Genomic DNA, 20512 nt, shown 5'->3' on the forward strand with positions numbered 1-20512 from the left:
CATCCTCACCTCACCTTATTAACATTTTGGTCCACCGGCAACATATATTACTTGGCCATTTACGAAAGACGATTTTTCATCAGCAAAGAAGGCTACCGTATTGGCAATGTCTGCTGGCTTGCCACTTCTGCCGACTGGAATATGTGCCACACTCGCTTGAATTAATTGCTCAAATGGAATGCCGATTCTGGCAGCGGTTTCCTTCGTCATCTCCGTTTCAATAAATCCAGGCGCCACTGAGTTTGCTGTAATCCCATATCTTCCTAACTCAATTGCGAGTGTTTTTGTAAAGCCCTGCAAGCCGGCCTTTGCCGCCGCATAATTAGCTTGACCGCGATTTCCAAGTGCTGATGTCGAAGAAATATTGATGATACGCCCATATTTATTTTCGACCATATATTTTTGAGCAGCGCGGGCCGCATTGAATGATCCTTTTAAGTGCACATCCATAACGGTCTGCCAATCTGAATCGGTCATTTTAAAAAATAGATTATCGCGGATTACCCCGGCATTATTCACGAGGATATCTACGGAGCCAAATTTCTCATAAACCTCTTTCATGGCATCTTCAACCTGCTCGGCATCAACGACGTTTGCAACTTTTGAATAAACGTCATAACCTTTTTCTTTTAATTCACTGGTTGTTTCACTTAACGCCTCTTCGTTCAAATCTATTAAAGCTACCTTTGCTCCTTCTTGTGCAAAAAGCTCGACAATCCCTTTGCCGATTCCACGGCTTCCACCCGTAACAAAAGCAACTCTTCCTTTAAATCTCCCTGCCATTTCTATTCCTCCTGAGTTTAATAAAATTATAGATTGCGCTTACATTTAATTTGTGGCTATGTTATAGTTTCATTTGATTTAGTTGTCAATAACCCTCATTGGAACCACTTTTCTTTGTTTTTCCGTGATTTCTGTCGCCAATAGCCCTCATTGGACACTTTTCATTGTGTTTCTCTGATTTCTGTCGCCAATAGCCCTCATTGGAACCACTTTTCTTTGTTTTTCCCTGATTTCTGTTGCCAATAACCCTCATTGGAGACACTTTTCATTGTGTTTCTCTGATTTCTGTCGCCAATAACCCTCATTGGAACCACTTTTCTTTGTTTTTCCGTGATTTCTGTCGCCAATAGCCCTCATTGGAGACACTTTTCATTGTGTTTCTCTGATTTCTGTCGCCAATAGCCCTCATTGGAACCACTTTTCTTTGTTTTTCCGTGATTTCTGTCGCCAATAACCCTCATTGGAGACACTTTTCATTGTGTTTCTCTGATTTCTGTTGCCAATAGCCCTCATTGGAACCACTTTTCTTTGTTTTTCCTGATTTCTGTTGCCAATAGCCCTCATTGGAGACACTTTTCTTTGTTTTTCCCTGATTTCTGTTGCCAATCGTCTGGACCTTACAAATACAATAAATATGTCTCTTCACGACTTTATTTTGAACATCGAAATATAACAGAGACAATGTTTACACGTATTGACCAATCTTCACATGACCTTTAATCAGGTTACGTGCGATAATCATTCGTTGGATTTCGTCTGTGCCGTCGTAAATTCTCCATAGTCTTGCTTCGCGATACCAGCGCTCAATCGGTAATTCTCTTGTATACCCCATCCCGCCGTGAATTTGAAGGACACGGTCGACGACATTGTTGCCCATATTTGCACCATATAATTTTGCTATCGATGCTAAGTGTCGATTATCTTCCCCATGATCTAAAGTAAAGGCAGCGTTCAAGACTAGCCATCTTGCCGCTTCAATTTCAACCGCAGAATCTGCGATTTGCCATTGGATTGCTTGTCTTTCAGCAATAGGTTTCCCAAATGTAACCCGTTCCTTTGCATAATCAATCGCCATTTGCAGCAAGCGTTCAGCGGCACCGACTGCTCTTGCCCCAACAACCCAGCGTGCAAACCCAATCCACTCGAGACCAAGATTATAGCCCTTGTGTAATTCACCCAGGATATTTTCCTCCGGAACACGGACATTATCAAAAACTAAGCCGGCTGGACCCCATTCTCCCATTGTATGTATATACTCTGATTTCCAGCCCATATCACGGTCGACAATAAAGCATGTAACCCCTTCGCGGCCTTGTGTTGATTGATGTAGTTCTTTATCCGTAATCGCTATCGCCATAACGAAGTCCGCTTCGTTTCCGCCGGTAATAAACGTTTTTTCACCATTAAGAACCCATTCACTGCCGTCTTTCACTGCTGTCATTTTAATATTTCTGGTATCAGAACCAGCACCTGGCTCGGTCATTGCAAAACAAGACTTTTTCTCGCCATTAATCGTCGGAATTAAGTATTTTTTCTTTTGTTCTTCATTACCATAGTAAAGAATATTATCTGCACCACCGCCGAACTGGAATGGGACAAAGGTTTTTGACACTTCCATTAACACAATTGCCATCATCATTTGACCAAGATCTGCACCACCATATTCCTCTGGAGTGTTAATTCCCCAAAAACCTGCTTCCTTCGCTTTTAGTTGCAGCTCTTTTAGTTTACTTGCAGGAAGACTCGGTTTACCTTCTCGTTCATTGCGAAGTACATCGTTTTCAAGGGGAATAAGTTCTTTTTCTACGAATCTTCTAATTGTTTTTTGTACCATTTTTTGTTCATCAGTCAATCGTAAATACATACCATTCACTCCATTCTTATTCTTAACATCAAGTTTAATGCCGTTAATTTATAATATGCTGAACCGATTGTAGGCATACCTACCGGTTGGTATGTTAACTTTATTTTATTCCGAACTTTCAGATAATACAAGTTAATATTTTCCTAATAAAAAAAATCCTCTAGCTATGGCGCCAAAGAATTTTTTGTTAACTATACATGACTAATTACTTTTCTTGCTGTCCGCTCTCTTAAGGTGGAAATGGTAAGTGAACTTCCAAGCCAAAATAGGAGACCTAGAATGATACTAAAAATCCAATTTTCACTGGTTTCCAATGTTATTAAAACTGTTATTACACAAATGATTCCACCAATCATTCCATATACGGAGCCTCTAGCAATATTTGTTGCTTTCTTAGTCCCCGAGGCAATTCCCACCATAATAACGGCTGTCAACATAACGGCTGGAAAAGCGGCAAAAATACCGGCAAGAATCTTCCATGGGGAAATAATAGTTATAAGATAACTTAGGGAGACTGCTGCCCCACCTAGTAAAAACCGAATAAATAAGTCCTTTTTATTCATGTTGTCCACCTTTTTCATTTAATGAGATGTAATGAATACAACAACAATTGATACAGTAAACCAGCAAGCCATTGCATGTAGGATTCCTTTTTTCCAACCTATCTTAGGAAGCAGGTAGCCTGCGAGGATGGCGACAAGAATATTGATTGCCATCCCAAAAATGGCGCCTTTAGATAACATGATCGAATGGGTAATAAGCTGACCGCCGTGAAAATCAAGACTAATGGTGAGTAATGCTGTCAGCTAAACAGCAGGAAATGCAGCAAATATTCCCCCAGCTTTTTCCCCTAACTTCTTTGCTACGACAGTACAGGCAACTACAGCTAGACCTCCCAAAAGGAATCGAAGAAGCAGTCCGCCAAGTGATAAACTAACCATTTTAAATTCGCCTCTTTTATTGTTTTGACATGCTGTTAAAAATAATTTGTTTTGTGAATTGAATCACAATCATTCGATGTATTCATTTTAACTCATTTCCATGACTATGCATGTGAACGTTTTATTAACGTTTTTGAAGATATTTCTCATTAAATTCAAGTTTGATGACTATTTTCCTGTCATTTTACAAAAGATAATGGTGATATTCATTAGAATATCGTCGTTTCAAATCCTTTGATGAGGTGATTTTAGATGAGTTATAAAGACCATTTAGATCCGCACTCAGAGCTCTTTCACCACCATACGACGCGTCCAAAACGTCAAAATTCACAAGTGAATGGGCAAACTCAAGTGACGCATAACACGATCATCTTAAGGAGCAATGCCAAGGCCCACCGTTGGTAAGGCTTAGGCAAAGAAACGAGTAATGGCAGCATAAACATTTACTGTCATTAGAAATGACCTTTTCTCGAACAGCAATTTCGAGAAAAGGTTTTTCTTTTTCAAAGTAATTTGTTATTACAATATTGATAATGTTTGTTCCAAAAGATATTATAAAATCTATTAAGAAAAAAACGGGAGTGGTACATAACATGTTTGATGACTTTACGATTAGAGATGCCGATATGTGTGATTTGCCTGTAATTGTTGATATATACAATACAACCATAGCAAGTAGGATGGTTACAGCCGATCTTGAACCAATATCAGTAGAAAACAGAGTTCAATGGTTTAACGAACATTCATCAACCTTTCGTCCATTATGGGTTGTAGAAAATCAAGGAGAAATTTGCGCATGGGTTAGTTTCCAATCTTTTTACGGCAGGCCCGCCTATAATGCGACAGCAGAAATTAGTATCTATATTCATCCCGACTTTCGAGGCAGGAAACTTGGTAAATATTTAATCCAAAAAGCAATCGATGCCTGTCCAAGTCTGCAAATCAAAACCTTACTAGGTTTTATTTTTGGTCATAATGAACCTAGCATTAAACTTTTCTCAAGTTTTGGATTTGAAAAATGGGCACAGCTTCCGAATGTGGCTGAGCTGGATGGGATTGAACGTGATTTAGTTATCCTTGGAAAAAGACTCTTCTAAAAATCTTGAAATCGAAGAACAGATAGCTTATGGAATACACTCCATAAGCCTTTTCCATGTAGGCAATCAGATAATAATGTAGCAAAAGTTTTTATAGTTATTAATATTTCAAGCGTTGCATTATTCCAAAATAATGGATTATCTAGTACTATAGACTAAGGAGTAATAAATACTCACTACTCCTTGTTTTTAATAAACTTTATTCCTTGAAGAGAACTGGAGATTTCCATGAATAAAATAAAGATCATCATCCTCTACTTTTTTACAAGTATTATTTGGATATATGGGTCCAATTATGTAATCGAACAATATGTGCCTTCTTCACTTATTGAGTTGGTGTTAAGGTCAAAAGAGATCTTTTATGTTGCCATGACTGGAGGGTTCATTTATTTCTTCATTAGTAAAAAAGAGGAGTTAGATGTTTCCCAGGAAGATCAGAAACGTCTATCTACTTTAATCAATTCAATGGTTGATTTTGTTAACTTTAAAGACGGTGAAGGCAGATGGATTGAAGCAAATGAATTTGGTTTACAATTGTTCCAGCTTGAGAATGTGGATTATCGGGGGAAAAAGGATTCGGAATTAGCCGAGTATACAGACTTTTACGGTGATGCTCTCAGATTTTGTGAAACTTCTGATGAAGATGCTTGGATTAATCGAGAAATCACTCGAATAGAGGAAGTCCTTCCTGTTCCAGATGGATCAGTAAAAATATTTGACACGATTAAAGTACCACTATTTCACGAAGATGGCAGTCGACAAGGTTTGGTCATCATTGGACGTGATATTACCGAAAAAAAGGAAATGGCATTAAAATTAGCAGAGAGTCAGCAACAATATAAGTCATTATTTGAATACAGTCCAGATATTGTTTATATGATGGATTTAGGCGGAACTATTACCAATTTAAACCCACAGTATGATGTCATTACAGGCTTCAAACGGGAAGAAGCGATTGGGAAAAATGTAAAACAATTATTACCAAAAAGGTATAAACGATATCTTCCAAAGTTCATTTCCACTGTTGTGGAAGAAATAAAACCGGTCATGTATGAGGTGTATATACCACATGCAAACGGGAATCGGATTATCTTACAATGTACTTCCCTTCCGATCATTATTAATGGAAATATCGCTGGAATTATTGGCTATGGCAGTGATGTGACCACCTTAAGGGATGCAGAAGAACGTCTTCGCAGGACAGAAAAGCTATCAATCGTTGGTGAATTATCTGCCAGCGTTGCCCATGAAATTCGGAATCCGCTGACGTCATTAAAAGGATTTGTCCAACTTTTACAAATGGAAGATGATAAGCATCAATTTTTTTATCAAATTATGCTCGACGAATTAAATCGTATCAATGACATTGTTGGTGAGCTTTTGTTATTGGCAAAACCTCAGCTTTTAAAATATACCAAAGCAGATCTTCAAAAGCTATTAATGGATGTCATTTCATTATTAAACACCGAAGCGAGTTTATATAATGTTCAAATTGAAGCTCTTTTTCCTGAAAACGACATATGGATTGAATGCGAACCAAATCAACTCAAGCAATTGTTTATCAATTTGATTAAAAATTCGATAGAAGCAAGCCAAAATGGAGGAACGGTTTCCATTATTCTAGAGCAAATAGAAAATAGTCATGTGTTAATTTCCATTAAAGACAATGGCTGCGGTATTTCTAAAGAAAGATTAGAGAAAATTGGCGAACCCTTCTACTCTTCTAAAGAAAAAGGGACTGGGTTAGGTTTAACGGTTAGTTTCAAGATTGTTCAATCCCATCAAGGCAATATCCATTTTGATAGTCAGAAAAATCAAGGGACATCTGTTCAAATTTCATTACCGATCAAGCAAAAAGACCCTAAAAACAACCAGCGCTCGATTCCTGAAGGAGTGTAAAATGAATAAGTGATTAGCCCGTCCACTACGACGGGCTTTTCTTTTTCTTCCGATTTCGGAAAAAAGCAATAATTAATAACATGGAAGGAATGATAATTTGAAAGGGCCAATGTAAATAAGTGGGTACAACAACCAGCCCTTCCTTTATATGTTCCGAATAATTAGATGCAATCGTAACGGATGCAAATAAGACGATAATTCCGAGTGGGAACCCGAGCTTTCGTTGGTTTTTTAATTGAAAGATATCAGCGGCACCAGCAACTGCAGCATAATAGTAGATCGCAATCTTAAAAAAACCTCCAATGATTAGATAGAGCATAAACAAGACATCGAGACGTTCGATAAAATCGGCAATTTGAATTTTCCCTACGGTCGTTAATAGTGGGAAAGTGGATTGACTAAAGAGATTTACCCCTAATACTGAAATATTTACTACAACTGTAATGGTAATATTTATTCCGCTTAATATCATTCCACTTAAACAGACTATTTTAACCTTCTTTTTATCATTTACAAACGGGAGCAGCATTGTAAAGACAACCATTTCTCCAAAAGGAAAGTTGATGGTTTGGGTTAAAAATGTCTTTATTACCGGTTTCAACCCATTCTCTAAAATCGGTTTTAAATTTCCCAAATGAATTAATCCAGAAAAGGTAATTAACAACATGCCTAATATCGCCGTCAGGTAGACAACCCCAAAGTAAATTTCACCAACTCGGGCTATTACTTCAAATCCCTTATGGATCCCATAGATAATAGTAATGATCATCAAGGTATTGATCACAAACAGTGGAGTACTATTATAAATAGTTGATGTTAATAACTCGCCAAAATCTCGCAATACCCTTGCTGCAAGATACATAAAATAGACAATATATAAGAACCCAATCAACCGTCCAAGCCATTTTCCAGTTATTTCTTGAACATAACTCGTTAAGGGAAGGTCAGGATAGTACATATATAATTTGTAATAAATAAAAAAGATCATGATACCGCCAGTTAAACCGAGCAAAATGGCTATCCAAGCATCCTGTTTTGCATCTGATGCAATCCCAACAAGAATAGCACTTCCCATTTCAAACAAAACGACCAGGACGAACAATTGGGTTGCATTTATTTTCGCCTTTTCCATATAATTGATCCCCCCTTATAAAGGGTTATTTATTTAAGCCGGGCTTGTTTGTTTCTTCCTGTTACGAATAAAAGCAATGATTAGTAAGATTGAGGGGATGATAATTTGAAAAGGCCAAAGCAAATAAATTGGTACAAAAATCAGCCCTTCTTTTATAAATTCTGCAAAATTTGATGCAATCGTTATTGATGAAAATAAAACGAGCATTCCAATTGGAAACCCAAGCTTGCGTTGATCTTTAAATTGAAAGATATCGGCAGCTCCGGCCACTGCAGCATAATAATAAATGGCAATTTTAAAGAAACCACCAATGATTAAATAGAGCATAAATAATACATCTAAACGCTCGATAAAATCGGCAATTTGGATTCTTCCTACTGTGGTTAATAAGGGGAAAGTGGACCGATAAAAGTGATCCACTCCCAAAACAGAAATATTTACTACCGCTGTAATGGCAATATTTATTCCCGCTAATATCATCCCACCCACACAGACTATTTTGGCCTTTTTTTTATCATTTAAGAACGGGAGCAGCATCGTAAAAACAACCATTTCTCCAAAAGGAAAGTTGAGGGTTTGAGTTAAAGAGGTTTTAATAACAGGTTTCAATCCATTCTCTAAGATCGGGGTTAGATTACTCAAATGAATTAAACCCGAAAAGGTAATTAACATCATGCCTAATATCGCCGTCAGGTAGATAACTTCAAAGTAAATTTCTCCAACTCGGGCTATTACTTCAAACCCTTTATGGAGCCCATAGATAATAGTAAGGATCATCAAAGTATTGATCACAAATAGTGGAGTGCTATTATAAATAGTTGTGGTTAATAACTCTCCAAAATCTCGTAATACCCTTGATGCAAGATAAATAAAATTGACAATATATAAGAACCCAATCAACCGTCCAAGCCATTTTCCTAAAATTTTTTGAAGATAACTCGTTAAGGGCAGGTCAGGATAGTACATATATAATCGGTAATAAATAAAAAAAACAAGAATTCCGCCTGCTAAACCGAGCAATATCGCTATCCAGGCGTCCTGTTTCACGTTTGATGCGAGACCCAGAAGAATTGCACTACCCATTTCAAACAAAACGATCAGCACGAACAATTGGTATCCACTTATTTTTGCCTTTTCCATGTACGATTGTCCCCCCTCCCGCCCTTATATAAGGTTATTTATTAATGTCTGACCAAAATGGATTTGTCCGAACCCCTTCACGCCGCACGTAAGAATCTACCTTAACATTCACTTCCAGGTCTGCAAAATAATCGTTCCAATTCCCCTTTAGCTTCTTCCATAATTCAGGGTTAGCTTTATGAACACCATCACCAAACCCGAATATATCGCATTTTAGTTTCTGGGCTTCCTTTACTGAAGACTGTATTTCCTTTTTAATCTCTTTTTCAACTAACTTTTCAATTTTTCCAATTGTTTTTGGATCCATCAATTCAATTGCTATATTCGCTTCACTAATCCAGCCCTCATTCTCAATTTTAATATTTATTACAGGTTTTCCATTTTTAACGATAGTTGAAACTTTGGTTTTTGACCTAATAGGCACCATACTAATGGCATTTTTTTTCCCTTTCCAATTAAGAGTTATATCTGTGCTCTTCGCTTTATCCAAGACCCAGGTCACTCCACGTGCCTTGTTACTTTCAATCCAACCGATCAATTCACCGTCTTTAATAACCGCTAAGCCATCAGCTGAGAGGTAAGCATCGGTTGTTGTTTTTTGTAAATTAGCTGCTTTATTGGCTTCTTCTTTCATACCAATTAGTCGATAACCGTTTGCAATAGGCTCTTTCCCACTGCCGACAATTCCATCAATGATATCATCTATACTTATACTTATATTTTCTCCTTTCATAGCTTCAGTAGATTCGATTTCTTTTGTAATCAGGGTAACAGGCAGTTTATCGAGAATAGTCAGAGTAGTGACAATCTCCTCTGCCGTCGAATCTCTTGCGATAACGAACTCTGTAGTTGTTCTAAACTCAGGATCCCTTGCAAAGGCATCTAACATATTAAGCATTAGAGTTCTATCACGTGCCACTTCTTCACTAACAACGACTACATTGGTGTGCGCATAATATAAACGGCGCGAAACCTTTTTCGTTGCATTTCTAGATGCTTCAGTAATGGTTCTACCAGTGCTTTTATAAACGGCTATCGGCAGCCCCTGGCCTCCTCCTCCACCTTGCCCAGCTGTAACGTTCCCGGGGTTAACCAACTGAAACGAAACATGGTACAAGTCGTCCTCTCCTTTATCAATACCAAGTGCCATCACAAAGGCCAAATCAGTTAACTCTTTCTGATTCCAGCAAGCACTCAGTACCGGCAGAGACATTATTAATATCAACATAATAATGAACCATTTTTTCATCATTCTTCACCATTTGTAGGTTGATTTTCATTTTGTTTTGGGGGTCCAGGCTTTTGATTTTCTCCGGTCCTATTAATATTGCCTTTGCTAATAAACATCGGTCTATTTTTCATAGCCCAGACTGGAAAGCGAACAAATGCGTCTTGTTGATTATGGATGTTGAAAGGTGCGAGCGGCATCATGTATGGAATTCCAAACGAGCGCAGCGAACATAAATGAAGTGACATGAACATCAGCCCTAACATGATTCCATAAAAGCCCAACATTGTAGCTAATCCCATCAGGACAAAGCGAACTAATCGTGCCGCAATCGCCATTGCAAAAACGGGTGTAGAAAAATTTGCGATGGCAGTGATTGAAACGACAATAACCATGACAGGAGAGACAAACCCAGCCTGTACGGCTGCCTGACCAATTACGAGGGCCCCGACAATGGATACGGCCTGACCAACAGCCCTTGGAAGCCTAAGCCCCGCCTCCCTTAAAATTTCAAATGTAACCTCCATGATTAATGCCTCAACAAAAGCAGGAAAGGGAACATTCTCCCGTTGAGCGGCAATAGCAATCGCCATCGTCGTCGGGATCATCTCTTGATGAAAGGTGGTCGCAGCAATATAAACAGAAGGTCCAATAACTGCGATAAGAAATGCTAAAATTCTTAACAATCGAACTCCTGTTGATATGTCAAATCGTGAATAGTAATCATCCGGTGCTTGGAAAAATTGAATAAAAATAGCTGGAACTGTAACAACAAACGGAGTCCCATCGACTACTATGGCAATTCTCCCTTCTAGTAAATGTGATGTCACGACATCTGGCCTTTCTGAGTGGTACGTGGTTGGAAATGTTGTCCAAGTTTGATCTTCAATCAATTGCTCTATATATCCAGAAGCAAGGATGGAATCGATATTGATTCGTTGAAGCCTTTCTTTGACCTCTCCAACAATTTTTTCATTGGCAATCCCTTCCAAATACATAATGGCGATATCAGTTTGGGAAACAGACCCTAGTTTCATGGAATCCACCCGTAAATTTGGACTTTTTATACGGCGGCGAATTAAAGCCGTATTCGTACGGAGTGTTTCCGTAAACGAATCTTTTGGACCTCGAATTGATAATTGTGTGGTAGGCTCCGTAATCGAACGCCTTTCCCATCCTTTTGTTTCACCACTGATAGCTTTATTGCATCCCTGTAAAAAGATGACCGTATCTCCTGAGAACAATGAATCAAATACCTGATTCCAATTATCAATTGTCTTGACACTTCCAAGTGCTACTGTTTTATCCAGCATGTATTGTATTAGATCGACTGGTTCATCAGGTACCTTTGTTTCGATTACTGTTTCTAATATATAGTCGGCTATTGCATCAGAACTAGCCATTCCGTCAACGTAAACAAGAGCACCTTTATGTGGACCAATTTTAAACTCGCGAACGTTAATATCGCTACTATTGCCAACTTCCTCTTTTAGACGAGATATATTCTCTTGATAGTCTCTTAAAATCGGCAAGTCCTCCGGTTTTTGCGGATCTTGTTTTTGCCTATAATTATCATCCTGTCTCTTTTTTTGTTTATTTTTAAGCATCTTAGACAAAATCGACACAATACCGGCCTCCTTAAAAATTATTTGAACACTTTTCTCCCAATACTGGATATATTGCCCAAGGTATATCACTTTATCCCATTGAAAGTGGTTTTTATACAACCATAATTAAAATATACAGGTTAGAATAAGGAACAGCTTAGAAAAGAACAATAAAAACAAGATAATTCCTAAGGGTGTGGTGAGGTTGAAAATATTGTTTGTAACGACCCTGCTGGCGGTTGGCAGCTTAATACTAATTATTTCGTTGGATCTTTTGATGGGCGTAAGTATTTCAGGAATTATTTGGAAGGCTATTAACCCTTTTAGGGTAATGGAGGCAGCTGAATATATCATTGTTTTATTATTTATATTGTTTTTCGTCATTGATTCCATAGGTGCTTTTTTAAATAGGAAAAAGGGAAATTCTTCTAACTAGAATTTAAAATAAAAAAAAGATAAGTGCTTACCTTATAATTGCAAGCCCTTATCTGAATTAGTATTCGATCTTTCCTTTTCTCTTTTATGGAACAACCGTTTAAATATAACACCTGAGGCAGACAGTCTACCCCACCATCTCCTCTGTCTTTCATAATTTGCACCATACACATAACGGTTCCAAAAATAGTAGATGAATTCCTCTACAATCAGCAATAGGACGAAAACTATAACCGAAATAGTTATCCAAAACCACATTTTGAGACCCCCTTTTCAAATGGATAATTAATCCTATTCTTAAAGCAACAAAGAAGTACTATAAAGGGTCAAACCTAAGTTTTTCTCTTACCATATCTCTCATCCTTATTTTAACAAAAATTTGGGAAATTGTGGGCATCTTAGTAATAAATGTAGTGTTTTTATTTTGGGTCACGATGTAAAAAATGCCTCTGGTTTTCATCACCAGAGGCATTTTTTATCTTTTTAAGTCGTTTTTTCAATGCTAGCTTTAGTGTCAATGAAAACTTTGTTTCCAGCTGTAAAGAACACGATACTTCCTAGTGTTATTAGAGCAATAAACCAAAACATGATCTGTCCTTGATACTGGCTAAGTAGGTAGCCGCCAATGATTGGCCCAAGAAAATTCCCGATTTTCCGGAATTGAGCTGCTCCGAAATAAGTGCCGCGCAAATGCTCAGGGGCCAATTGATCAATCATCATACTGTTGGAAGGAAAGATTAATATTTCACCCAGGGTTAATAACACGATAGCAAGAATAGCTGTTACCCAGCCACTTACAAAGCTAAATGCGATTAAACCTGCCGCCATAAAGACTGCACCGATTACCATTACCTGCATTAATCTAAACTTTTCAGCAACATAGCTAATTGGCATCTGCAGGAAAACAACCATCAAGGCATTAATCGTTATGAGCGTGGAAAAAATCACAATGCCATTTTCAACCGTACCTTCTAAAATCTGCGGTAAATTGGAATCTATTTGAACATAACCAATGTTAACTAAAATAATCCCAATGATTAAATACCTTAGGGCCTTATCTGTTTTAATAATCCAAAAAGCATCCCCAAGAGATACCACTTTTTTACTAATCTTCTCTGCTTGGATAACCAGTTTTTTCATAAAATAAACTAATACAATCGCATAGATAAGATAAGTTGTTCCTGTAATCGCAAAGGAAAGCTTAGCAGCCGTACTTGCCAAGTATGCACCTATAAGCGGTCCTACAGATGCTCCGATATTCATCGCTGTGTAGCGTAAAGAGTAAACCTTCATCCGCTTTTCCTTGCTAGTTAAATCGGCCATCAAGGCTTGCGAAGTTGGTTCGAAGAATGAGGTACACAGGCCGTTTAGTGCATTTAAGAGGATAAACCACCCCTGTCCTGTCGCTAGGGTGAACCCATAATAAACAATTGCTAGCGCAAACAAAGCCGTCAGCATAATAGGTTTTCGACCAAACCGGTCTGATAAGTGGCCGCCAATAAAACCGCCGACGGTCGCCATTAATGGACTCATCCCAACGGTTAACCCAATAACGATTGGTGACAAGTCCATATGTCTCGATAAGTAGATTGATAGAAAAGGGAGCGTCATAAAAGCCGAGCCCCTTGACAAAACTGTACCTAATAACAAAACCCATACAATTGGATGAAATTGCCCAATATAGTTTTTTACTTTTGACATATATGTACTGCCTCTCACGAATATTTAGTCAATATCTAGTAAAACAATTTGAGTGGATAATGTAAAGAATTTTCTCACTGTTCCTCTATAACTAACAAAAAAGTCAGTTCCAATTTGGAACTGACATGGGTTAATTAATTTGGGTCCTTGTATTTTAATGCCCGTTCACTGTCCCCATAGCCCTTGGTGGTTGGATCCTGTACGATTCCTAACATAGACAGCAATACAAATACAGCATTTAAAAAGGTTAACACAGAATTTTGAATAGCATCAGTGAGTTGAAAATCAATGATCCCAAAGGAATTTAAACACGCAAACACCAATTGAGCAACAATCATAATTTGAGATACAAACGCGATAACCCAGTTCCGGTTTCTTAGTCGGACCTTCCAGTTAATCATCTTCCCCAGCCCTTTCCTTTATGTTAAACAATCTTTCTATTAACATATGCTTGGACTAGGAATTGGTTGTCCGCGAATGGTGCGGAATTTCATTGGATAACCTCGTAACTAAACTTCTCTCCGCATTGCTTTTAATACATCAACTTTTGTTGCCCGCTGTGCTGGTCGAAATCCTGAGATAATCGTAACACCATAACAAATTACAATACAAATGATTGGTAAAATAAGCGGGATGTCGCTAAAGATTAAGTCTAAGTCCGATTCTTGACCAAATGCCTGTTTGATAATTAATGGAATCGCAAAATTCACCGCATAGCTAATCCCATAGGAAACGACTGTACCAATGAGTGCACCGATCAACCCAATATAACTGCTTTCAAGCAGAAAAATTCGTTTAATCGTTTTTGGATTCGCACCGATTGCTTTCATAATTCCAATGTCAGGCGCCCGCTCGGTCACCGCCATCGTCATCGTATTATAAATTCCGATAGAAGCGATTAAAATGGCGATCGTTCCAATAAATATGAGTCCTGCTTTTGCAATCATAAACACCATATTTACCTCTTTTAATTCATTTACCACTGAATACGAAGCATAATTCTTGTCTTTTAATTGATCAGAGATACTTTGGACGGCTTCTATGTTTTTAGCATAGATTTTAACTTCATCATACGAGTTTTTATTGACATTCAGGCCGACAGGTACTACACCATTGGCATCGAGCTGGTACCCTTTTGGTGTTCCAGTAAACGTCTCAATTTCCGTTAGCATTTCATCCGAAATAAACACACTTCTATCTTCGGCCCATTCTTTCGTTGGCTTTTTAGAGATGCCAACAACCTTCAATGGAATCGTTTTTACTACTTGTTTGCCCTCTTTAAACTGCCTGATCGTTAACTTAATTTCCTTGCCAAGTAATTCGCCTTTATAGAGGTACTCCGCTTTAACCTGACCCTTCTCATCGTACAAATCATCGCCAGCCTCCTTATCTGCAAGATTAGTTAGGAAATTATAGCCTACAGCCACTTCATCTTTCCCCTTTGGCAGCCTGCCCTCAGATAATTCAAAACCGGATTTTATTTCTGCCGGAAAATTCGCCACAAAAGTTTGCGTTGCTTCTTGATAATTCCCAATCGTATAGGTGCTTTCCTGTTGCAACATTTTCCTTCTTGTGACAGCTTTGACATCTTTAACTTTTTCAAAAATTTGAATATCTTTATCATTTAAAGGACGAAAAATCCCTTGATCTTTTGTTTCTTTGCCATGGACATCAATTTGGGTAATGACCCTGCGTTCAGTAATTTCCTTTACCACTGATTTCTGTAAGCCAAACCCGACAGAGGCGAGAACAATTAGGAAGGCACAACCCATTGCTGTCGCAAGAATCGTCATAAATACTCTCGTTCTATTTTTCTTCATATTCTGGCGGACGAAGCGGAATTGATCTTTTAACTTCATAACAGCACCCCCTCGACAATGCGGCCATCTTTTAACTTAATCTTTCGGTCGCCGATATCGGCCACCTTGTCATCATGGGTGATTATCAAAAAGGTGATTCCTAAATCCGTATTTAATTCCTTAATGAATTTCAATAACTCTTCCTCTGTTTCACTATCAAGGCTGCCGGTCGGTTCATCGGCAAGAATAATCGGGGGATTAACAATTAAGGCACGGGCGATACTTACCCGCTGCTGCTGCCCACCTGATAATTCTCCTGGATAATGATCCTGGTAATCTAGGAGCCCAACTTTTTTAAGCATTTCATCCGTTTGGATTTTTCGTTCCTTTTCGTTAATACCTTTTAATATTAGCGGCAGCTCCACGTTTTGAAAGGCAGTCATGCTCGGAATCAATTGAAAGCTTTGAAAAATAAATCCTAGATTATTAATCCGGAAATCTGCAAATTTCGTTTCATTCAAATCTGATACTTTTTCCCCGCTGATCCAAATTTCACCCTCTTTCGGATGAATGAAGCCACTCACTAAATTAAGAAGCGTCGATTTCCCCGATCCGCTCCTACCAACAATTGTAACAATTTCACCTTTTTCGACCGTCAAAGAAATATCTCTGAGTACCGGAATAATCGTTTGTCTTCCTTTTTTTCCAATCACAAAATCATGGCTTAAATTTTTTATTGTAATCATTATTTCCTCCTGTTTCCCATTCATTACACCTTATAGACGAAGGTTTTTTTAATGAACCCTACACAAATTCAAAATATTTTTTTATTAACTTGTTAGACGTATCTAAGTTTTATTTGTGACAAGAGGGAATAATACTAGTCAAATTGCTTTTGCTAGTCTTTTTATTCGATAAAATTTATAATAAAAGAATTAAAAATTACTTTTTTGAAAGTAAGGAGATTACATGGAGAAATTGCATCCATTTTGGGAAAAAATCGTTCGTTTCTGGAAAAAGAAACATTTAACACAAATATTCTTATTAATTATTCTAGTGGTTGTTTTAGCGACCATCCTCTATTTCGGCTGGCTCGCGATGAGAGCAAATGTCCAATCTTTGAAGCAGGGTCTCAGCCAGCCGACGGTTATTTATGATAAAAATGGAAAAGTAGCTAGCAATGTCGCTACTAATCGGACGAAAGGCGTAAAAATTGAGGACTTGCCAAAGTATGTACCCAATGCTGTCGTTGCCATTGAGGACGAACGCTTCTATCAGCATGGTGGTTTTGATATCAAAGGAATTGCCCGTGCCTTTTTCAGTAATTTGTTTGCGGGAAGAATTACAGGCGGTGGCAGTACCTTAACCCAGCAGCTAACGAAGAATGCGCTTCTCTCACCAGAACGGACCTATAAGCGAAAAGCTGAGGAATTATTTTTAGCTGTAAAAATCGAAAAGGTTTATACCAAAAACGAGATTCTGCAAATGTATATCAATCAGGTTTACTTCGGGAGCGGTGCCTGGGGTATTAGCAATGCATCAAAAAAGTATTTTAATAAAAATATCGAGGATGTAACGGTCAGTGAGGCAGCGATGCTAGCCGGACTATTGCATTCACCGAATTATCTTGACCCTTATAAAAACTATGATTTAGCGATGAAAAGACGAAATACAGTGTTAGCAAAAATGAAAGAACTAGGGATGATAAATAATTCACAGTATACGAAGGCTAAGAAAGAAAAGATTCGCCTTCACGATGGCGGGGGGAGCTTTGTTGAACGAAAATACCCTTATTATGTGGATGCTGTTTTAAATGAAGCTATCAATAAATATGGCATAACACAGGAGGAAATTTTAACAAGAGGCTATCGAATTTACACTGCTTTGGATCAAGATCTTCAGTCTGGCCTTGAAAAGGTCTATAGTAAAAACTACTTGTTCCCAAGGAGCCAAGGGGGGAAATTAGTTCAAAGTGGTTCAGTCTTAATGGACCCTGCATCAGGGGGAGTACTAGCCCTTGTTGGAGGCCGCGGTGAGCATGTATTCCGAGGCTTTAACCGAGCAACACAATTACGTGCACAGCCGGGATCAACGATCAAACCATTGGCAGTATATACACCTGCCCTTGAAGAAGGATACAACTATTCATCCAAGCTTGTCGATGAACCAACCACCTTCGGAAATTACAAACCAGAAAATTTTTCAAAAACATACGAAGGAAAGGTTGAAATGTATAAGGCACTTGAGAAATCGCTGAATATCCCGGCTGTCTGGCTGTTAAATAAGATTGGCCTAGATAAAGGGATCGATTCATTAAAAAGGTTTGGCATCCCTGTTACAAAAGAAGATAAAAACCTGGCAATTGCACTGGGCGGGATGAGTCAAGGGGTCTCTCCCCTTCAAATGGCAAACGCTTTTTCAGCTTTCCCAAATGGCGGGAAGCGGGAAGATAGCCACTTAATTACTAAAATAGTTGGGCCGACTGGAAATGTTTTAGCAGAGCGGGAAGCGAAAACCACAAAAGTGACGTCAGAAGAGGTCACGGATGAAATGACTTCGATGCTCTTAAATGTAGTAGAATCCGGGACGGGTAGACGCGCCCAAATCTCCGGAGTGCAACTGGCCGGAAAAACTGGATCTACCCAATTACCATTTAATAATGTGAGTGGAACTAAGGATCAATGGATGGTTGGATATACCCCAAATCTTGTCGGAGCAATCTGGATTGGATTTGACCAAACCGACCGACAGCATTACCTGCCAAGTGCGAGTTCGGCCAATGTGGTGCCGATTTTTAAAGAGATGATGAAAGAATCTCTTCAGCATCTTCCGAAAGAACGATTCGAAGTTTCTTCAATTAATGCACAGCTTGCCGGTGAAGCTCCTCCTAATTTAAGATTCAATGAACAGGCGAAGAAGATTAGCAAGGAACTAAATGAAAATGCTCAAAAACTAGGTGAGAGCATAAAAGAACAAGCCCCTGGATGGAAAAAGGGCTTGGATAAGGCTTTATATAAGCTCGGCGAGGCCGTAAATTCATTAGTTGAAAAAGTTAAGAATAGTCGTGAATAGCACGCAATCGATGCGTGCTATTTTTTTATTTCCAATAGGTTGAAAAATCTTCCTGCTGTTTTCATTACTGTTTTTTCTTGTCCTGGATCATACACGGCCAAAAAGCAGGTAGCTGGACCAGCAGATTTTAAAATATCCACGTTTGAGATGATCATTTCCTGTGAAAATCCTTCAATAGGAAACATCTGATTGATCTCATATAATATCCCTCTGGAACCAACCGGCCAGACCATGACATCATGAATCTTGCTGATCTTCTGAAAAACGGACAGAGGGGCAACTTGATCCTTTTGTTCGATCACTTCGTTTCCAACAAGAGGCCTGCCTACCACTGCAAACTTCAATTGCTCAGAGTAAGCTATCTCTATCGTTCGAGCAATAGACTTTTTCCCGAGAACGATTAAACCAACAGCAGATTGCATGAGTGAAAAGTTACTTTCTGTACTACCAGTTAACCGTACATCCGATAAATTTAGTTCACGCAGCCCTTTTTGTATTCCTGAAACTAACTCATCCCAGGGTTCATTTCCGCAGAAGTTGTGGAGCACCACTGAGATGGGCTCACCCCCGGCTGCTATACATTCCATAACGGCAACTCTAAACGAAAAATAAGCTACCGTTTCGTATGGGACATGAACTAGATCTTGTTCCTTCTTCCCGATGGCTCCACTATTATCACAAGCAATAATGAGGGAGTCCATATTGTTAAAAGGAATGGTTATAATATCTCTCATAATTTTTCTTCCCGCTTCGCTAAGCCAAAAGTGTCCAATGAAGAAAGCCGTGGAATTGCTACCAGTGCAATTAAAATATTGATGACCGAACCGATTAGCAATGAAGGGACAATTCCTAAATAAAAACCGACATTCATTAAGAACATAAATGGTAAGGGAGCAACAAATGCATTCCCAATAATGAAGAGTGCACTTGCTAAAACCTTATTGTTTTTATAAAGACGTCCAAACATCCAAACGAGCAAGGCCATTTCGACAGCAATTAAAAAGTGCATTGGCCCCAATGGGAAACCACCTATTAGAGCAGATAGGAGATGACCAAATGCAGCCACAACCGCTCCAGCCCCCGCTCCAAACAGGACTGCTGCCAATAATGCTGGAAAAACATCCAATGCGACACTGCCGACAATAGCTGGAATTTTAATCATCGCTCCGACAACTGACAATGCCGTTAACATGGCCAGCCCGCTCACCACTTTTCCCTTCATACTACTTTTCCTCCTTACGCTTCCCATCCCTGAATACTTTTGCACTGCGCACATACTCAACGTCATTGACATTTAAACGGAAGTTTATAACTCTAGCCAATGCAAAGAAATAATCTGATAAGCGGTTTAAGTACATTAAGGCTAATTCAGGTGTTTTAGAGTCAGCCTTGACTAGCTTAACAACTAATCTTTCCGCTCTTCTAGTCACCGTTCTAGCAATATGAATCGATGCCGATGGCTTGGTACCACCCGGTAAAATAAACCGTTCAAGCTCTGGTGCCTCTTTAATATATTCATCTATTTTCTTTTCAAGGTAATCAATCGATTCTTGCTGCAGCTTTATTACTCGCTTCTCAGTCACGTTAGCAAGATCGCCGCCACAATCAAATAATTCATGTTGAATTTTCTCCAGATCATCAAGCACGTCCTTGAATAATTTGGGGTCAAGCTCTTGAATCGCCTGACCGACAAAACAATTCACTTCATCTACCGTTCCATACGCTTCCACACGGGTATCATCCTTGTCTACCCTGCCACCAATTATGCTTGTTTTTCCTTTGTCACCTGTTCTTGTGTAAATTCTCATTGAAAC

General features: G+C 38.7%; 20 protein-coding genes and 1 pseudogene. 5 read left to right on the forward strand and 16 right to left on the reverse strand.

Features of this window, described 5'->3' with window-relative positions; genetic code table 11:
• Positions 1–18: 18 nt before the first annotated feature.
• The 4 genes and pseudogenes from fabG to J7E67_RS05035 all read right to left on the reverse strand — a co-directional run bounded on the left by fabG (position 19) and on the right by J7E67_RS05035 (position 3588).
• Complete coding sequence (gene fabG, locus J7E67_RS05020; RefSeq protein ID WP_214716877.1) at positions 19–783, reverse strand: 3-oxoacyl-ACP reductase FabG; 765 nt, start codon at positions 781–783, stop codon at positions 19–21.
• 685 nt (positions 784–1468) lie between these two features.
• Positions 1469–2647 (reverse strand): acyl-CoA dehydrogenase family protein, encoded by a 1179-nt coding sequence (locus tag J7E67_RS05025; protein ID WP_214716878.1) that lies wholly within the window; start codon positions 2645–2647, stop codon positions 1469–1471.
• A 191-nt stretch (positions 2648–2838) separates the two neighbouring features.
• Entirely contained in the window at positions 2839–3210 is a 372-nt protein-coding gene (locus J7E67_RS05030) for a DUF3147 family protein (RefSeq protein ID WP_214716879.1), read from the reverse strand.
• Between the two features lie 18 nt (positions 3211–3228).
• Positions 3229–3588, reverse strand: a pseudogene (locus tag J7E67_RS05035) (DUF3147 family protein).
• Between the two features lie 252 nt (positions 3589–3840).
• Between J7E67_RS05035 and J7E67_RS05040 the strand changes: the two are divergent.
• From J7E67_RS05040 to J7E67_RS05050, 3 genes are all read left to right on the forward strand, one after another.
• Positions 3841–3993 (forward strand): YpzG family protein, encoded by a 153-nt coding sequence (locus J7E67_RS05040; protein ID WP_214716880.1) that lies wholly within the window; start codon positions 3841–3843, stop codon positions 3991–3993.
• 188 nt (positions 3994–4181) lie between these two features.
• Positions 4182–4685, forward strand: coding sequence for a GNAT family N-acetyltransferase (locus tag J7E67_RS05045; RefSeq protein WP_214716881.1), 504 nt, complete (start codon positions 4182–4184; stop codon positions 4683–4685).
• 228 nt (positions 4686–4913) lie between these two features.
• Positions 4914–6584, forward strand: coding sequence for a PAS domain S-box protein (locus J7E67_RS05050; protein WP_214716882.1), 1671 nt, complete (start codon positions 4914–4916; stop codon positions 6582–6584).
• 25 nt (positions 6585–6609) lie between these two features.
• Here J7E67_RS05050 and J7E67_RS05055 read toward each other — a convergent pair whose 3' ends face one another.
• Genes J7E67_RS05055 through J7E67_RS05070 form a run of 4 tightly spaced genes read right to left on the reverse strand, consistent with a single transcriptional unit; the run spans position 6610 to position 11691 of the window.
• Positions 6610–7716, reverse strand: coding sequence for a GerAB/ArcD/ProY family transporter (locus J7E67_RS05055; RefSeq protein WP_214716883.1), 1107 nt, complete (start codon positions 7714–7716; stop codon positions 6610–6612).
• Positions 7717–7749: 33 nt separating this feature from the next.
• The gene (locus tag J7E67_RS05060; RefSeq protein ID WP_214716884.1) at positions 7750–8856 is read right to left on the reverse strand and encodes a GerAB/ArcD/ProY family transporter; all 1107 of its coding nucleotides are present in this window, start codon (positions 8854–8856) and stop codon (positions 7750–7752) included.
• Positions 8857–8890: 34 nt separating this feature from the next.
• Complete coding sequence (locus J7E67_RS05065) at positions 8891–10108, reverse strand: Ger(x)C family spore germination protein (protein WP_214731121.1); 1218 nt, start codon at positions 10106–10108, stop codon at positions 8891–8893.
• Positions 10105–11691 carry a spore germination protein gene (locus J7E67_RS05070; RefSeq protein WP_214716977.1) on the reverse strand — a complete coding sequence of 529 codons (1587 nt, stop codon included), beginning with the start codon at positions 11689–11691 and terminating at the stop codon, positions 10105–10107. Before J7E67_RS05070 ends, J7E67_RS05065 begins: the two co-directional genes overlap by 4 nt.
• A 205-nt stretch (positions 11692–11896) precedes the next feature.
• On the opposite strand from J7E67_RS05070, the gene J7E67_RS05075 reads away from it, so the two are divergent.
• A complete protein-coding gene (locus J7E67_RS05075) occupies positions 11897–12127 on the forward strand; it encodes a YczF family membrane protein (protein ID WP_214716886.1) in 231 nt (76 codons plus the stop codon).
• 32 nt (positions 12128–12159) lie between these two features.
• Here the strand turns inward: J7E67_RS05075 and J7E67_RS05080 are convergent, their stop codons facing one another.
• From J7E67_RS05080 to J7E67_RS05100, 5 genes are all read right to left on the reverse strand, one after another.
• Positions 12160–12384, reverse strand: coding sequence for a DUF3723 domain-containing protein (locus tag J7E67_RS05080; protein ID WP_214716887.1), 225 nt, complete (start codon positions 12382–12384; stop codon positions 12160–12162).
• Between the two features lie 225 nt (positions 12385–12609).
• Complete coding sequence (locus J7E67_RS05085) at positions 12610–13827, reverse strand: MDR family MFS transporter (RefSeq protein WP_214731122.1); 1218 nt, start codon at positions 13825–13827, stop codon at positions 12610–12612.
• A gap of 134 nt (positions 13828–13961) precedes the next feature.
• On the reverse strand, positions 13962–14228 hold the full coding sequence (locus tag J7E67_RS05090; protein ID WP_214716889.1) for a phage holin: 267 nt from the start codon (positions 14226–14228) through the stop codon (positions 13962–13964).
• A 108-nt stretch (positions 14229–14336) separates the two neighbouring features.
• Entirely contained in the window at positions 14337–15686 is a 1350-nt protein-coding gene (locus J7E67_RS05095; protein WP_214716890.1) for an ABC transporter permease, read from the reverse strand.
• On the reverse strand, positions 15683–16372 hold the full coding sequence (locus J7E67_RS05100) for an ABC transporter ATP-binding protein (RefSeq protein ID WP_214716891.1): 690 nt from the start codon (positions 16370–16372) through the stop codon (positions 15683–15685). Before J7E67_RS05100 ends, J7E67_RS05095 begins: the two co-directional genes overlap by 4 nt.
• 223 nt (positions 16373–16595) lie before the next feature.
• On the opposite strand from J7E67_RS05100, the gene J7E67_RS05105 reads away from it, so the two are divergent.
• Positions 16596–18698 (forward strand): transglycosylase domain-containing protein, encoded by a 2103-nt coding sequence (locus tag J7E67_RS05105; protein ID WP_214716892.1) that lies wholly within the window; start codon positions 16596–16598, stop codon positions 18696–18698.
• Positions 18699–18715: 17 nt separating this feature from the next.
• Here the strand turns inward: J7E67_RS05105 and J7E67_RS05110 are convergent, their stop codons facing one another.
• Genes J7E67_RS05110 through J7E67_RS05120 form a run of 3 tightly spaced genes read right to left on the reverse strand, consistent with a single transcriptional unit; the run spans position 18716 to position 20506 of the window.
• Positions 18716–19432: an ATP-binding protein gene (locus J7E67_RS05110; protein ID WP_214716893.1), complete on the reverse strand. Its 717-nt coding sequence runs from the start codon at positions 19430–19432 to the stop codon at positions 18716–18718.
• Complete coding sequence (locus J7E67_RS05115; RefSeq protein ID WP_214716894.1) at positions 19429–19920, reverse strand: ECF transporter S component; 492 nt, start codon at positions 19918–19920, stop codon at positions 19429–19431. The genes J7E67_RS05110 and J7E67_RS05115 overlap by 4 nt, the downstream gene beginning before the upstream one ends.
• Before the next feature lies 1 nt (position 19921).
• Positions 19922–20506: a cob(I)yrinic acid a,c-diamide adenosyltransferase gene (locus J7E67_RS05120; protein ID WP_214716895.1), complete on the reverse strand. Its 585-nt coding sequence runs from the start codon at positions 20504–20506 to the stop codon at positions 19922–19924.
• Positions 20507–20512 lie beyond the last annotated feature (6 nt).

This window comes from Bacillus sp. ISL-46, assembly GCF_018613205.1.

Bases quoted from the DNA above. Each gene is read 5' to 3' on its own strand.
- fabG (WP_214716877.1), bottom strand. From the start codon at position 783: ATGGCAGGGAGATTTAAAGGAAGAGTTGCTTTTGTTACGGGTGGAAGC.
- J7E67_RS05025 (WP_214716878.1), bottom strand. From the start codon at position 2,647: ATGTATTTACGATTGACTGATGAACAAAAAATGGTACAAAAAACAATT.
- J7E67_RS05030 (WP_214716879.1), bottom strand. From the start codon at position 3,210: ATGAATAAAAAGGACTTATTTATTCGGTTTTTACTAGGTGGGGCAGCA.
- J7E67_RS05040 (WP_214716880.1), top strand. From the start codon at position 3,841: ATGAGTTATAAAGACCATTTAGATCCGCACTCAGAGCTCTTTCACCAC.
- J7E67_RS05045 (WP_214716881.1), top strand. From the start codon at position 4,182: ATGTTTGATGACTTTACGATTAGAGATGCCGATATGTGTGATTTGCCT.
- J7E67_RS05050 (WP_214716882.1), top strand. From the start codon at position 4,914: ATGAATAAAATAAAGATCATCATCCTCTACTTTTTTACAAGTATTATT.
- J7E67_RS05055 (WP_214716883.1), bottom strand. From the start codon at position 7,716: ATGGAAAAGGCGAAAATAAATGCAACCCAATTGTTCGTCCTGGTCGTT.
- J7E67_RS05060 (WP_214716884.1), bottom strand. From the start codon at position 8,856: ATGGAAAAGGCAAAAATAAGTGGATACCAATTGTTCGTGCTGATCGTT.
- J7E67_RS05065 (WP_214731121.1), bottom strand. From the start codon at position 10,108: ATGATGAAAAAATGGTTCATTATTATGTTGATATTAATAATGTCTCTG.
- J7E67_RS05070 (WP_214716977.1), bottom strand. From the start codon at position 11,691: ATGCTTAAAAATAAACAAAAAAAGAGACAGGATGATAATTATAGGCAA.
- J7E67_RS05080 (WP_214716887.1), bottom strand. From the start codon at position 12,384: ATGTGGTTTTGGATAACTATTTCGGTTATAGTTTTCGTCCTATTGCTG.
- J7E67_RS05085 (WP_214731122.1), bottom strand. From the start codon at position 13,827: ATGTCAAAAGTAAAAAACTATATTGGGCAATTTCATCCAATTGTATGG.
- J7E67_RS05090 (WP_214716889.1), bottom strand. From the start codon at position 14,228: ATGATTAACTGGAAGGTCCGACTAAGAAACCGGAACTGGGTTATCGCG.
- J7E67_RS05095 (WP_214716890.1), bottom strand. From the start codon at position 15,686: ATGAAGTTAAAAGATCAATTCCGCTTCGTCCGCCAGAATATGAAGAAA.
- J7E67_RS05100 (WP_214716891.1), bottom strand. From the start codon at position 16,372: ATGATTACAATAAAAAATTTAAGCCATGATTTTGTGATTGGAAAAAAA.
- J7E67_RS05105 (WP_214716892.1), top strand. From the start codon at position 16,596: ATGGAGAAATTGCATCCATTTTGGGAAAAAATCGTTCGTTTCTGGAAA.
- J7E67_RS05110 (WP_214716893.1), bottom strand. From the start codon at position 19,432: ATGAGAGATATTATAACCATTCCTTTTAACAATATGGACTCCCTCATT.
- J7E67_RS05115 (WP_214716894.1), bottom strand. From the start codon at position 19,920: ATGAAGGGAAAAGTGGTGAGCGGGCTGGCCATGTTAACGGCATTGTCA.
- J7E67_RS05120 (WP_214716895.1), bottom strand. From the start codon at position 20,506: ATGAGAATTTACACAAGAACAGGTGACAAAGGAAAAACAAGCATAATT.